At 74.5% G+C, this 12,530-nt stretch carries 11 protein-coding genes and 1 pseudogene; 6 read left to right on the forward strand and 6 right to left on the reverse strand.

Going from position 1 to position 12,530, the window contains the following annotated elements; translation table 11 throughout:
- Window positions 1-8 precede the first annotated feature (8 nt).
- The 5 genes from trpM (at window position 9) to lgt (ending at window position 4,511) form a co-directional block, all read left to right on the forward strand.
- Entirely contained in the window at window positions 9-191 is a 183-nt protein-coding gene (gene trpM, locus ACIG3E_RS12220) for a tryptophan biosynthesis modulator TrpM (protein WP_399614530.1), read from the forward strand.
- 295 nt (window positions 192-486) lie between these two features.
- Entirely contained in the window at window positions 487-1,770 is a 1,284-nt protein-coding gene (gene trpB / locus ACIG3E_RS12225; RefSeq protein WP_399614533.1) for a tryptophan synthase subunit beta, read from the forward strand.
- On the forward strand, window positions 1,767-2,594 hold the full coding sequence (gene trpA / locus ACIG3E_RS12230) for a tryptophan synthase subunit alpha (RefSeq protein ID WP_399614535.1): 828 nt from the start codon (window positions 1,767-1,769) through the stop codon (window positions 2,592-2,594). The genes trpB and trpA overlap by 4 nt, the downstream gene beginning before the upstream one ends.
- Window positions 2,595-2,657: 63 nt before the next feature.
- Window positions 2,658-3,440, forward strand: a complete 783-nt coding sequence (locus tag ACIG3E_RS12235; protein WP_399614538.1) for a thioredoxin domain-containing protein — start codon at window positions 2,658-2,660, stop codon at window positions 3,438-3,440.
- Window positions 3,441-3,554: 114 nt separating this feature from the next.
- Entirely contained in the window at window positions 3,555-4,511 is a 957-nt protein-coding gene (lgt, locus tag ACIG3E_RS12240) for a prolipoprotein diacylglyceryl transferase (protein ID WP_399614540.1), read from the forward strand.
- Window positions 4,512-4,533: 22 nt separating this feature from the next.
- Here lgt and ACIG3E_RS12245 read toward each other — a convergent pair whose 3' ends face one another.
- The 6 genes and pseudogenes from ACIG3E_RS12245 to ACIG3E_RS12270 form a co-directional block, all read right to left on the reverse strand.
- Entirely contained in the window at window positions 4,534-5,367 is an 834-nt protein-coding gene (locus ACIG3E_RS12245; RefSeq protein ID WP_399614543.1) for an HpcH/HpaI aldolase/citrate lyase family protein, read from the reverse strand.
- Entirely contained in the window at window positions 5,364-6,554 is a 1,191-nt protein-coding gene (locus ACIG3E_RS12250; protein ID WP_399614545.1) for a CaiB/BaiF CoA transferase family protein, read from the reverse strand. The genes ACIG3E_RS12245 and ACIG3E_RS12250 overlap by 4 nt, the downstream gene beginning before the upstream one ends.
- Before the next feature lie 85 nt (window positions 6,555-6,639).
- Entirely contained in the window at window positions 6,640-7,998 is a 1,359-nt protein-coding gene (locus tag ACIG3E_RS12255) for an ADP-ribosylglycohydrolase family protein (protein ID WP_399614547.1), read from the reverse strand.
- Window positions 7,998-9,161 carry an ADP-ribosylglycohydrolase family protein gene (locus tag ACIG3E_RS12260; protein ID WP_399614550.1) on the reverse strand — a complete coding sequence of 388 codons (1,164 nt, stop codon included), beginning with the start codon at window positions 9,159-9,161 and terminating at the stop codon, window positions 7,998-8,000. The genes ACIG3E_RS12255 and ACIG3E_RS12260 overlap by 1 nt, the downstream gene beginning before the upstream one ends.
- 24 nt (window positions 9,162-9,185) lie before the next feature.
- Window positions 9,186-10,484 carry an ADP-ribosylglycohydrolase family protein gene (locus ACIG3E_RS12265; RefSeq protein ID WP_399614846.1) on the reverse strand — a complete coding sequence of 433 codons (1,299 nt, stop codon included), beginning with the start codon at window positions 10,482-10,484 and terminating at the stop codon, window positions 9,186-9,188.
- Window positions 10,464-11,453, reverse strand: a pseudogene (locus ACIG3E_RS12270) (ADP-ribosylglycohydrolase family protein); the annotation flags it as partial. The gene ACIG3E_RS12265 and the pseudogene ACIG3E_RS12270, both read right to left, overlap by 21 nt.
- Window positions 11,454-11,735: 282 nt before the next feature.
- Between ACIG3E_RS12270 and ACIG3E_RS12275 the strand changes: the two are divergent.
- The gene (locus ACIG3E_RS12275) at window positions 11,736-12,467 is read left to right on the forward strand and encodes a VIT1/CCC1 transporter family protein (RefSeq protein WP_399614552.1); all 732 of its coding nucleotides are present in this window, start codon (window positions 11,736-11,738) and stop codon (window positions 12,465-12,467) included.
- Window positions 12,468-12,530 lie beyond the last annotated feature (63 nt).

The raw sequence follows: 12,530 nt of genomic DNA on the forward strand, positions 1-12,530 counted from the left end.
CACCCGCCATGTCCGCCGAACGCCTCGCCGCCACGCGCGACCCGTACGCCCGCCTCGCCCGCGGGTGTCGGCCGCGTGGCTGCCGGGCGCCTGCGCGGCGGGTGCACGGGCGGCGCGTGCGGTACATCATCGGGGACGAGCCCGGGCAGGTCAACGGCATGCGATGGCGCCCTCGCGGCGCGCGTCCCTGACCCCTGCGCGCGGCTGGTTCGGCACCGCCGGACCGGTCTGCCGGGGTTGCTCGCCGTCGCGGCGGAATCTCATTCCCCAAGCCCACCCCTTCCCGAGACCGGGGGCTCCGCCCCCTGGACCCCGGGGAGGGTGGGTGACTCGCGGTACCCGGAATCGCACCTCAGCCACGGGGCTTCGCCTCGTCGCCCGGGAGCAAACGGGTGGGCGGGTGGGAGAGATCCGCCGCGCAGCGGCGGTGCGGGCGTGCAGACGGATGGCCAGCGTTCACCCCAGCAGACATGAGGTATGCAGCACATGCCCAGCGAGTTCTTCATCCCCGACCCGGAGGGTCAAGTCCCCAGCGCCGAAGGCTACTTCGGCGCCTTCGGCGGCAAGTTCATCCCGGAGGCCCTGGTCGCGGCAGTCGACGAGGTGGCTGTCGAGTTCGACAAGGCGAAGGCCGACCCCGAGTTCGCCCGGGAGCTCGACGACCTGCTCGTGAACTACACGGGCCGCCCCAGCGCCCTCACCGAGGTGCCGAGGTTCGCCGAGCACGCCGGTGGCGCCCGCGTCTTCCTCAAGCGGGAGGACCTCAACCACACCGGCTCCCACAAGATCAACAACGTACTCGGGCAGGCCCTGCTCACCCGGCGGATGGGCAAGACCCGGGTGATCGCCGAGACCGGGGCGGGCCAGCACGGCGTCGCCACGGCGACGGCCTGCGCGCTGTTCGGCCTCGACTGCACCATCTACATGGGCGAGATCGACACCCAGCGCCAGGCGCTGAACGTCGCCCGCATGCGGATGCTCGGCGCCGAGGTCATCGCGGTGAAGTCCGGCAGCCGCACCCTGAAGGACGCCATCAACGAGGCCTTCCGCGACTGGGTCGCCAACGTGGACCACACCCACTACCTGTTCGGGACCGTGGCCGGGCCGCACCCCTTCCCCGCCATGGTGCGGGACTTCCACCGCGTCATCGGGGTCGAGGCTCGGCGGCAGATCCTGGAGCGGGCCGGACGCCTGCCCGACGCCGCGATCGCCTGCGTCGGCGGCGGCTCCAACGCCATCGGCCTCTTCCACGCCTTCATCCCGGACGCCGACGTCCGGCTCATCGGGTGCGAGCCCGCGGGCCACGGCGTGGAGACCGGCGAGCACGCGGCCACGCTGACCGCGGGCGAGCCGGGCATCCTGCACGGCTCGCGGTCCTACGTCCTCCAGGACGAGGAGGGCCAGATCACCGAGCCCTACTCCATCTCCGCGGGGCTCGACTACCCGGGCATCGGCCCCGAGCACGCCTTCCTCAAGGACAGCGGCCGCGGCGAGTACCGGGCCGTCACCGACGACGCCGCCATGCGGGCCCTGCGCCTGCTCTCCCGCACCGAGGGGATCATCCCGGCGATCGAGAGCGCCCACGCGCTCGCGGGCGCCCTGGAGGTCGGCCGGGAGCTCGGCAAGGACGGCCTGATCGTCGTCAACCTCTCCGGGCGCGGCGACAAGGACATGGACACGGCCGCGCGCTACTTCGGCCTGTACGAGACCGACGCCGAGGTCGCCGCGGACGCCGCGGGCACCGCCGAGATCGAGGAGGACGCCAAGTGAGCGGCAACGTCCAGCTGTTGAGCGACACCCTCGCCGCCGCCAGGGCCGAGGGCCGCGCGGCGCTCATCGCGTACCTGCCCGCGGGCTTCCCGACCGTGGACGGCGGCATCGAGGCGATCAAGGCCGTCTTCGACGGCGGGGCGGACGTCGTGGAGGTGGGCCTGCCGCACAGCGACCCCGTCCTCGACGGGCCGGTCATCCAGACCGCCGACGACATCGCCCTGCGCGGCGGCGTCAAGATCGCGGACGTCCTGCGCACGGTGCGCGAGGCCCACGCGGCGACGGGCAAGCCGGTCCTCGTCATGACGTACTGGAACCCCATCGACCGCTACGGCGTGGAGCGCTTCACCGCCGAGCTCGCCGAGGCGGGCGGCGCGGGCTGCATCCTGCCCGACCTGCCCGTCCAGGAGTCGGCGCTGTGGCGCGAGCACGCGGCCAAGCACGACCTGGCCACCGTCTTCGTCGTCGCGCCCAGCAGCAAGGACGAGCGGCTCGCCACCATCACGGCGGCGGGCTCCGGCTTCGTGTACGCCGCCTCCCTGATGGGCGTCACCGGCACCCGCGCCTCGGTCGGCGCGCAGGCCGCGGACCTGGTCCGGCGCACCCGCGCCAGCACCGACCTGCCGGTCTGCGTCGGCCTCGGCGTCTCGAACGCCGAGCAGGCCGCCGAGGTGGCGGGCTTCGCCGATGGCGTCATCGTCGGCTCGGCCTTCGTCCAGCGCATGCTCGACGCCGAGGACGAGACCGCGGGCCTGGCGGCGGTGCGCGACCTCGCGGGCGAGCTGGCCCGGGGCGTGCGCGAGGGCTTGTCGTACGGGCGGTAGCTCGTACGGGTGGACCTGGACCGGGGAGGCGCGCTCGCGCCTCCCCGGTTCGTTTGGTCCCGTATGAGCGAGAAGAACCGTGAGGGTAAGCGCACGGCCCGGGAGCGCCTGGCCGAGGAGCGCGAGCGGCAGAAGAGAAGCGACAAGCGGCGCCGCGCGCTGCTGGTGGGCGCCGCCGTCGTCGGCGTCCTGGCCCTGGCCACGGTCGGCGGCCTGCTCGCGGCCAACGCGGGGAAGGACGACAAGGAGAAGGACGCCTCGGGCCCCCTCGTCGCCCCCACGGGCGCGGCGGGCAAGGACAAGCTGGCCATCCAGTCGGGCAAGGACGGCGCCAAGTCCACCCTCACCGTCTGGGAGGACTTCCGCTGCCCGGCCTGCAAGCAGTTCGAGGACGGGTACCGCTCGACGATCAACGACCTCGTGGGCAAGGGCAGCCTGAAGGTCCAGTACCACCTCGCGACCCTCATCGACGACAACATGGGCGGCTCCGGCTCCCTGCGCGCCGCCAACGCCGCGGCCTGCGCCCAGGACGCGGGCAAGTTCGCGCCGTACCACGACGTGCTGTTCGAGAACCAGCCCATGGAGACCGACGACGCCTTCGCGGACAACGACAAGCTGATCGAGCTCGCGGGCAAGGTCGAGGGGCTCGACACCGCCCCCTTCAAGAAGTGCGTCACCGACGGCACGCACAACAGCTGGGTGACCAAGTCCGACAAGGCCTTCGAGGACGCGGGCCTGCGCGGCACGCCCACGGTCCTGCTCGACGGGAAGAACATCTTCGGGGACCAGAAGAACCCGCTGACCCCCGCCAAGCTCAAGGCCGCCGTGGAGAAGGCGAACGGCTAGCGGGCGCCCGCCCGGCGGCGAGAGGATCTTGACCCGCCGCCGGGCCCCTGTTACGGACCCGTTGTCGGGCTGGTTGCCGCCGCCCCCGCCCGGCAGGGTAGCGTCGACCTTGCCATGGAATTTGCCTACATCCCCAGTCCCTCGCGCGGAGTGGTCGACCTCGGCCCCATCCCGCTGCGCGGCTACGCGTTCTGCATCATCATCGGCGTGTTCGTCGCCGTGTGGCTCGGCAACAAGCGGTGGGTCGCCCGCGGTGGGCAGCCCGGCACCGTGGCCGACATCGCTGTCTGGGCGGTGCCCTTCGGCCTGGTCGGCGGCCGCCTCTACCACGTGATCACGGACTACCAGCTGTACTTCGGCGACGGCCGTGACTGGGTGGACGCCTTCAAGATCTGGGAAGGCGGCCTCGGCATCTGGGGCGCGATCGCGTTCGGCGCGGTCGGCGCCTGGATCGGCTGTCGCAGGCGCGGCATCCCGCTGCCCGCCTGGGCCGACGCCCTTGCCCCCGGCATCGCCTTCGCCCAGGCGATCGGCCGCTGGGGCAACTGGTTCAACCAGGAGCTGTACGGCAAGGCGACCGACGTCCCCTGGGCGCTGAAGATCACCAGCTCCGAGGACGGCCGCGTCCCTGGCACCTACCACCCGACGTTCCTGTACGAGTCGCTGTGGTGCGTCGGCGTCGGACTGCTCGTCATCTGGGCGGACCGGCGCTTCAAGCTGGGCCACGGCCGGGCCTTCGCGCTGTACGTCGCGTCGTACTGTGTAGGCCGCTTCTGGATCGAGTACATGCGTGTCGACGACGCGCACGAATTCCTCGGCCTGCGCCTGAACAACTGGACCGCGCTCCTGGTCTTCGTGCTCGCCGTGGTGTACCTCGTGCTGTCGGCCCGGCTGCGGCCGGGGCGCGAGGAGGTCGTCGAACCGCTTCCCGCCACCGGCGCCCCCGGCGGTGCCGAGGGCGAGCCCGTGGACGCCCTGACCAAGGCCGGTGCGCAGAAGACCGAGGTGGACAAGCCCGGGGCCGAGAAGGCCAAGTCCGACGGCGAGGCGGAGTCCGCCTCCAAGGGCTGAGGCGATTCCGCCGCGGGGGCGGCTACGGCGTGCGGTGGGCCAGGGCGAGCGTCCTGTGGGCCTGCTCCACCACCGCGCGGTCCACGAAGCGGCCGTCGGGGAGCGCCTGTGCCCCCTGCTCCGCGGCGGCCGCCTTGAGCACTTCCTCCGCCCGTTCGACCTCCTGCGGTGTCGGCAGATAGGCGCGCTCGATCACCGGCAGCTGGCGCGGGTGGATCGCCGCGCGGCCGAGCAGCCCCAGGGCGCGGCCGCGGGCGCAGGACGCCGTGAGGCCGTCCAGGTCGCGGACGTCGGGGTAGACCGACTGGGCGGGCGGCGGCAGTCCGGCCGCCCGGGCCGCCACGACCACGCGGGAGCGGCACCAGTCCAGACCCGCCTCGTCCCGTACGCCGAGGTCGGCGCGGAGGTCCGCCTCGCCGATGGACAGGCCGCGCAGCGCCGGGTGGGCGGTCGCGACGGCGAAGGCCCGCTCCACGCCCAGGGCCGACTCAAGGAGGGCGTACAGGGCGGGGGCGCCGCCGTCTCGGGGAGCGGCCCGTTCGGCGGTGCGGACCACGTCGGCGGCCGAGGCGACCTTGGGCAGCCGCAGGCCCGCGAGGCCGGGCAGCGGGGCAAGGGCCGCCAGATCGGCGTCGGACGGGGGAGTGCCGAGGGCGTTCACGCGGACGTGGACCGGCACGGGGCACGGCTCGGCGAGCAGCTCGGCGGTGGCCGCGCGGGCGTAGGCCTTGCGGCCTTGGGCCACCGCGTCCTCCAGGTCGACGATCACCACGTCCGCGCCCGCCACCAGCGCCTTGGCCACCACCTCGGGCCGGTCGCCGGGGACGTACAGCCAGGTCAGCGGGTGCGGTCTCACAGGGCGCCCGCCGTGCGCAGCGAGGCGATCTCCGCGGGCGTCAGGCCGAGCCCGGTGAGGATCTCGTCGGTGTCGGCGCCGTGCGGGCGGCCCGCCCAGCGGATCGCGCCGGGCGTCTCGGAGAGGCGGAACAGCACGTTCTGCATGCGCAGCGGGCCGAGCTCGGGGTCGGGGACCGTGGTGAGGGTGCCCAGGGCCGCGTACTGCGGGTCCGTCATCACGTCCCGTACGTCCTGGACCGGGGCCACCGCCGCCTCCGCCTTCTCGAAGGCTTCGATGACCTCGGCGCGGGTGTGCCGGGCGATCCAGGAGCCGACGGCCTCGTCGAGGACGTCCGCGTGCGCGGCGCGTCCGGCGCCCGTGGCGAACCACGGCTCGCCGGTCAGCTCGGGGCGGCCGACCAGGCGCAGGACGCGGTCCGCGATCGACTGGGCCGACGTGGATACCGCGACCCAGCCGCCGTCGGCCGTGCGGTAGGTGTTGCGGGGCGCGTTGTTCGTCGAGCGGTTGCCGGTGCGTGGCTGTACGTGGCCCAGCTGGTCGTACCAGAGCGGCTGCGGGCCGAGGACCGTGAGGATCGGCTCGATGATCGCCATGTCGACGACCTGGCCCCGGCCCGTGTGCTCGCGGGCCGCAAGGGCCGTCATCACCGCGTACGCCGTGGCGAGCCCCGCGATGGAGTCCGCGAGGCCGAACGGCGGCAGCGTGGGCGGCCCGTCGGGCTCGCCGGTCACCGCGGCGAAGCCGCTCATCGCCTCGGCGAGGGTGCCGAAGCCGGGGCGGCGGGCGTACGGGCCGAACTGCCCGAAGCCCGTGACGCGGGCCAGGACCAGGCGCGGGTTGGCCGCGCTCAGCTCCTCCCAGCCCAGGTCCCACTTCTCCAGGGTGCCCGGGCGGAAGTTCTCCACGAGCACGTCCGCGTCGGCGGCCAGGCGCAGCAGGGTGGCCCGGCCGCCGGGCGTCGACAGGTCGAGCGTCATCGTGCGCTTGTTGCGGCCGAGCAGCTTCCACCACAGGCCGACGCCGTCCTTCGCCGGGCCGTGGCCCCGTGATGGGTCGGGGCGCGTGGGGTGCTCGACCTTGACGACGTCCGCGCCGAAGTCGCCGAGGAAGGTGGCGGCCAGGGGCCCGGCGAAGAGCGTGGCGAGGTCGACGACGCGCAGGCCGTCCAGCGGCGGCCGCGTCACCGGTCCGCCGCCGCGTGCGGGGCCTCGGGCGCGTACGCGAGGAGGTCCATGGTGGTGCTGCCCAGGGCGACGATGTGGGGGGCCATCAGGGAGACGTCTCCTCTACGGGGTGATGGTGGGTCAGTTCGGTGGTCAGGTCGGCGAGTTCGTCGAAGCCGATGCCGTCGAAGGCGCCGACGGACGTGGCGAGGCGGTTCTTCAGCGGGGCGGTCCAGCGGGCCGGGAGCGCGTCCGGGTGCCCGGCGAGCAGGCCCGCGACCGAACCGGCCGTGGCGCCGTTGGAGTCCGTGTCCCAGCCGCCGGAGACCACGCGCGTGATGGAGCCGGTGAAGTCGCCGTCGGCGTGGGTGAGGGCGGCGGCGAGCAGGGCCGCGTTCGGCACGACGTGGACCCAGTGGTAGTGGCCGTACGCGGTGTGCAGGGCGTCGGCGACGTCGTCGAAGCGGCGTGTCGTACGGGCCAGTTCGATGCCGTGCCCGACCGCGCGGGCGAGGCGGGACTCCGGCGGGACCACCGTCAGGCCCGCCGCCAGGCAGTGGTGGACGTCGCCGCTCCCGGACGCGGCCCGCGCGATGGTGGCCGCCGCGAACATCGCGCCGTACACGCCGTTGCCGGTGTGGGTCAGGCACGCGTCGCGCCGGGCCTGTTCGGCGGCCGCCGCGGGGTCGCCGGGGTGGGTCCAGCCGTGCACGTCGGCGCGGATCAGGGCGCCGATCCACTCGCGGAACGGGTTGCGGTGCCGGGCCGTGCGGGGCGGTGCGACGCCGTTGAGGAGGTTGCGGTACGCGACGCGCTCGGCGGTGAAGGTGCGGGCGGCGGGGAGCTCGTCGAGCCAGAGCGCGGCCACGTCCGACGGGGTGAAGGCGGGGCCGTGGCGGCGCAGGAGCAGCAGGTTGAGGAGCGGGTAGTTGAGGTCGTCGTCCTCCGGCATGCCGTCGATGTTCTCGGCCAGGGAGGTGGGGGCGGAGCGCCGGTTCCAGGGGTGGCGGGCGATGAGCTCGGGCGGGACGCCTCTGGCCGTGAACCAGGTGTGCAGGGGCCAGTTGCCCGCGGCTTCGGCGAGGGCGCGGATGGCGTGCCGGGGGAGCTTCTCCACGGGTTTGCCCAGGAGGCAGCCTGCGGCTCTGCCGAGCCAGGCCGCGTGGACGCGGTCGCGGTGCCCACGCGGGGGCGCCCCGGGTTCATCGCGCTGCGCGCTCGTCCTCAAGCGCCGGACGGGCTGGATATCCGCTTCCGGGCCGTCCAGTTCCGCCAGGAGGTCTTCCGCCAGGGCCCGCAGGTGGGGCGGGGCCGGGTGGGGGGACGTGCCCGAGTGGGGTGGGGTCGGGTCGCCGCCCGCTGCCAGCCACCGAGCCCGGACCCCGGTGACGTCGCGGCCCTCCTCCTCCGCCTGGCGGAGTTCGTGGGCGATGAGGTCCTCGGGCTGGAGCCAGGTGAGGCGCATCAGGGGGTGTCGCCCGTCAGGGACGCGAACGCTTGCTCGTGGGCGCGGCGGCGGGCCCGGTCCTTGGCGAAGACCTCCTCGGCGACCGCCGTCAGGGCGCGGGCCGGGGCGTGCAGGTCCAGACGGCTGGCCTCGGCCACCCGCTTCGCCCAGTCGGGCGGGACGGCGGCCTCGCCGCGCAGGGCGCCCGCGAGCGCGCCGCTCATGGTGGCGATCGAGTCGCAGTCGCGGCCGTAGTTCACCGAGCCGAGCACGGTGGCGCGGTAGTCGCCGTCGCCGATCAGCAGCATGCCGAGCGCGACGGGGAGTTCCTCGATGGCGTGCAGCCGCGAGGGGCGGCGGGCGCCCAGGGACGGGGCGCGGTAGTCGGGGCCGACGGTGTCGAAGGGGGCGACCGCCGCGCGCAGCGGGCGCAGCGCCGTCTCATACGCGCGGTGGCGGGCCGCCGTGTCGGCCACCGCCTCGATCGCCGCCCGCGTGCCGTCCTTCGCCAGGGCCAGACAGGTGTCGATCACCGTGGTGGGCGTGGCTCCGGGGGCGCAGGCCGCCGCCACGGCCGCCGCGAAGACGCCCGCCGCCTCCCGCCCGTACGACGACTGGTGCGCGCCCGCCACGTCCAGGGCCTCGGCGTACGCGGCCTCGGGGTGGGCGGCGTTGACCAGGCCGACCGGCGCCATGTACATCGCCGCGCCGCAGTTGACGATGTTGCCGGTGCCCGCCTCGCGCGGGTCCACGTGGCCGTAGTGCAGTCGGGCGACGAGCCACTTCTCGGCGAGGAAGAGGCGGTGCAGGGGCAGGGTCTCGGCTTCGAGCTCCGGGATCCAGCGCGGGTTCGTCATCAGGTCGGGGACCAGGTGGTCGGCGACCGCGTACGCGTCCAAGTGGTCGCGTACGGCCGTGTACACGCGGACGAGCGCGTGCGTCATCAAGGTGTCGTCGGTGACGTGGCCGTCGCCCTTGTGGTACGGGGCCACGGGCCGGGCCGTGCGCCAGGCGTCGCCGTGCCAGGGGCCGACGACGCCGTGCACCGGGCCGCCGTGCCGGTCCGCGATCTGCTCGGGGGAGTAGCCCTCGACGGGGCCGCCGAGCGCGTCGCCGACGGCCGCGCCCACGAGGGCGCCGGTGACACGGTCCGCGAGCGGCGTCCTGTTCGGTGATGGCATGTCTGGATCGCCCTCCTGGGGTGGTCAGTTCGTACGGGTCAGATGTCCGGCCAGCTCCACCAGGTCGGTACCCGCGAGGCGGGGCAGGGCACAGCCCGACAGGGTGCGGCAGGACGCGCGCCAGCTGTCGGGGATCGCGGCGGCCGTGCCCAGGACGCCGGTCAGGGCACCGGCGAGCGCGGGCGCCGAGTCCGCCACGCGGGACAGGCAGGCGGCGGCGGGCACCGCCTCGCGGACCCGGCCGCGGGCCGCGGTGGCCAGGGCCAGGGCGACCGGGACGGTCTCGGCGGCGGCGATGCCGTAGCTGTAGACGTGGTCGACGATCTCGTGCTCCAGGAGCGGGACCAGGGCGAACGTGGCGTCGGCGGCGGGCGCGCGGGTGCGGGCGAGCTTCACGGCGTGCCGGGCGTTGCGCCCGATCTCGGTGTGCTCGGGGAGCTGGGCGAGGGCGGCGTCCACCGCGGCGTCGGGCCCGCCGCCGCCGAGGGCGGCCGCGACGGCCGCGGCCATCGCGCGGGCGCCGTGCACGCCGTCGCCGTCCTGGGTGTAGCGGGCGTCGAACTCGGCGAGCCCGGCGGCCCGTTCGGGGTCGCCGGGGTGGACGAGGGCGAGGACGCAGGCGCGTACGCAGGCCGCGTCGTCGAAGAAGTGCGGGTTGTCGTGGCCGGTGGCGGGCGGGGTGAGGCCCGCGGCCAGGTTGCCGAGGCCCGCGCGCACGGAGATGCGGGCGCGCAGGGGCAGGACGGCGGACTCCACCTCCGGGGCGCGCGCCGCGGCGGCGGCCACCTCGCTGGCGAGGGTGTTCCAGGACAGGGCGAGGGTGGCGCGGGTGCGGCGGTCCCTGGTGAGGGCGGGGTCGAGGGTGCCGTCGGCCGCGCGCAGGACGCATTCGGCGGTGAGCGCGGCCCATTCGGCGTCGTCCGAGGGGCCGAGGCGCAGGGGCTCCGGGGGCTGGTTGAGGGCGATGGGGACGGGGAGGGTGGTGGTGGCGTTGTGCTCGGCGAAGGTGTCCAGTTCTCGGGTGAGGCGGCGGGTCCAGTCGGGCATGCGGGTCGCCCTGTGCCGGGCTGAGGGCCAACCGGCGGCGTCGCCTGCGGCTAGGCCTAGGAGCAGGCCCTCGACCTGGGCTCCGTCCAGGGCCCGGCGTGCGGGGCTGCGCCCCGGGCCCCCCACCGTGCGGGCCGGTGGTGGGGCTGTGCCCACCCCTCCCCAAGCTCTCGGCTTCGCTCGAGCAGGGGATGCCCCACTCGCCCTCTGGGCGGACCAGTTGCCCACAGCCGGGGCGGGAGTGCTGTCGCAGTCCGGCGTCAGGAGTTCCGCCACCTCCAGTACGTGACGGCCGCTCATGGAGGGGAGGCAGGTGCCCCTTACCGGGCCGATTGCTGTGGCCCACTCCGGGGGGATCGCGGCCGCGCCGCAGGTCGCTCCGGCGAGGGCGCCCGCCACCGCGGCGGTCGTGTCGGCGTCACGGCCCATGTTGACCGCGGTGAGGACGGAGGTCGCGAAGTCGCCCTCGGCGGCCGCGTACGCGCCGAAGGCGAGGCCCACCGCCTCGGGGGCCAGGTCCGTCCAGGGGTAGCCGCCGATGACGACCGCCGAGCGGACCGCGCGTTCGCCCCGGTGGGCCACGGCGACGGCGCGGCGCAGGGAGCGCGCGGTCCAGGAGTCGTAGGGGATGACGGACAGGGCCGCCGCGACCACCGTCTCCACCGGGGCCCCGGCCATCGCCGCCGCGACGCCCGCCGCGACGGCCCGGCCGCCGTGGATGCCCTCGCCGTCGTGGCTGACGGTGCCGTCGACGGCGACCAGGCGGGCCGCCTCGGCGGGGCACCCCGCGGCGAAGACGCCGAAGGGCGCGGCCCGCATGGCGAGGCCGTCGCTCCAGGCGTGCCGGTGCTGGGCGGAGATGGGGGCGGCCAGGCCCCTGCGCAGGTTCTCCAGGGTGCCGCGTTCGCTGAACCCGGCGCCCCGGAAGGGGCCTTCGTCCAGGTCGGCGATCCACCGGTGCCAGGCGTGCTCGACGTGCGCGACGGTGAGGGCGGAGCCGTGCCGGGCGAGCAGCAGGCCGGAGAAGATCGCGTACTCGGTGTCGTCGGTGCCCGCCGGGTGCTCGGCGACGTACCCGGTGATGCGGCCCCAACGGCGGCGGATCTCGGACGGCTTCAGATTCTCGGCGGGCGCGCCGAGGGCGTCGCCGACGGCGAGGCCGAGCATCGCCCCGCGGGCCCGCTCGCGCAGGCCGCCCGCGCCGTCGGGCGCCGGGACCGGGGGAACACAGGCGATGGACGCCATGCCCTGCCTCCCATCGCGCTGAGTACCGCTGAGTCGTGCTGGGAGCATCCCTGCCACGCCGGGCCACTCATGTGAGCATGCGGGCGCTCAGTATCACTCCTTCGGCATGTCCGCGACGGCTCCACGCGGGCCGCCCGCGAGGGCTCACAGGGGTGTGTTTTCGCAGGTAAGTACGGCCTTCCTTGCTGGCGAGAGCGATTTTTCGCGCGTACTTTCGAGATCGCCGACGAGATGTCAGAGCGATGCCGAGACGTACAGAGCCAGTCCTGAGGGGGCCGCACCATGGCGATCATCGAGACCGAAGCGACGCTGCACGAGGCGCACCGTGACAACCACACCCACCGTGACGTCAACGGTGGCTGGCTGCGCCCGGCCGTCTTCGGGGCCATGGACGGCCTGGTGTCCAACCTCGCCCTGATGACGGGCGTCGCGGGCGGGGCCGTGTCGCAGCAGACCATCGTGATCACCGGGCTCTCCGGGCTCGCGGCCGGGGCGTTCTCCATGGCCGCGGGCGAGTACACGTCCGTCGCCTCGCAGCGCGAGCTGGTGCAGGCCGAACTGGACGTGGAGCGCCGCGAGTTGCGCAAGCACCCCAAGGACGAGGAGAAGGAGCTGGCCGCGCTCTACGAGTCCCGCGGCGTCGAGCCCGCGCTCGCCCGCGAGGTGGCGCGGCAGCTGTCGAAGGACCCCGAGCAGGCCCTGGAGATCCACGCCCGCGAGGAGCTCGGCATCGACCCGGGCGACCTGCCCTCGCCGGTCGTGGCGGCGGTCTCGTCCTTCGGGGCGTTCGCCCTCGGCGCGCTCCTGCCCGTGCTGCCGTATCTGCTGGGCGCCAGCGCGCTGTGGCCCGCGGTGCTGCTCGCGCTCGTCGGCCTGTTCGCGTGCGGCGCCGTCGTCGCCAAGGTGACCGCCCGCTCGTGGTGGTTCAGCGGGCTGCGGCAGCTCGTGCTCGGCGGGGCGGCGGCGGGTGTGACGTACGCCCTGGGCAGCCTGTTCGGGACGGCCGTAGGATGACCGGTCGCAGGGGTATGCGGAATGCCGTACAAGTATCCGTTTCCGGGCTGTTTCGATCCGGTG

Source organism: Streptomyces sp. NPDC053474, from assembly GCF_044544845.1.
GTDB lineage: Bacteria > Actinomycetota > Actinomycetes > Streptomycetales > Streptomycetaceae > Streptomyces.

Coding starts and splice junctions, on each gene's coding strand:
- trpM (WP_399614530.1), top strand. CDS start 9: ATGTCCGCCGAACGCCTCGCCGCCACGCGCGACCCGTACGCCCGCCTC.
- trpB (WP_399614533.1), top strand. CDS start 487: ATGCCCAGCGAGTTCTTCATCCCCGACCCGGAGGGTCAAGTCCCCAGC.
- ACIG3E_RS12235 (WP_399614538.1), top strand. CDS start 2,658: ATGAGCGAGAAGAACCGTGAGGGTAAGCGCACGGCCCGGGAGCGCCTG.
- lgt (WP_399614540.1), top strand. CDS start 3,555: ATGGAATTTGCCTACATCCCCAGTCCCTCGCGCGGAGTGGTCGACCTC.
- ACIG3E_RS12255 (WP_399614547.1), bottom strand. CDS start 7,998: ATGCGCCTCACCTGGCTCCAGCCCGAGGACCTCATCGCCCACGAACTC.
- ACIG3E_RS12260 (WP_399614550.1), bottom strand. CDS start 9,161: ATGCCATCACCGAACAGGACGCCGCTCGCGGACCGTGTCACCGGCGCC.
- ACIG3E_RS12275 (WP_399614552.1), top strand. CDS start 11,736: ATGGCGATCATCGAGACCGAAGCGACGCTGCACGAGGCGCACCGTGAC.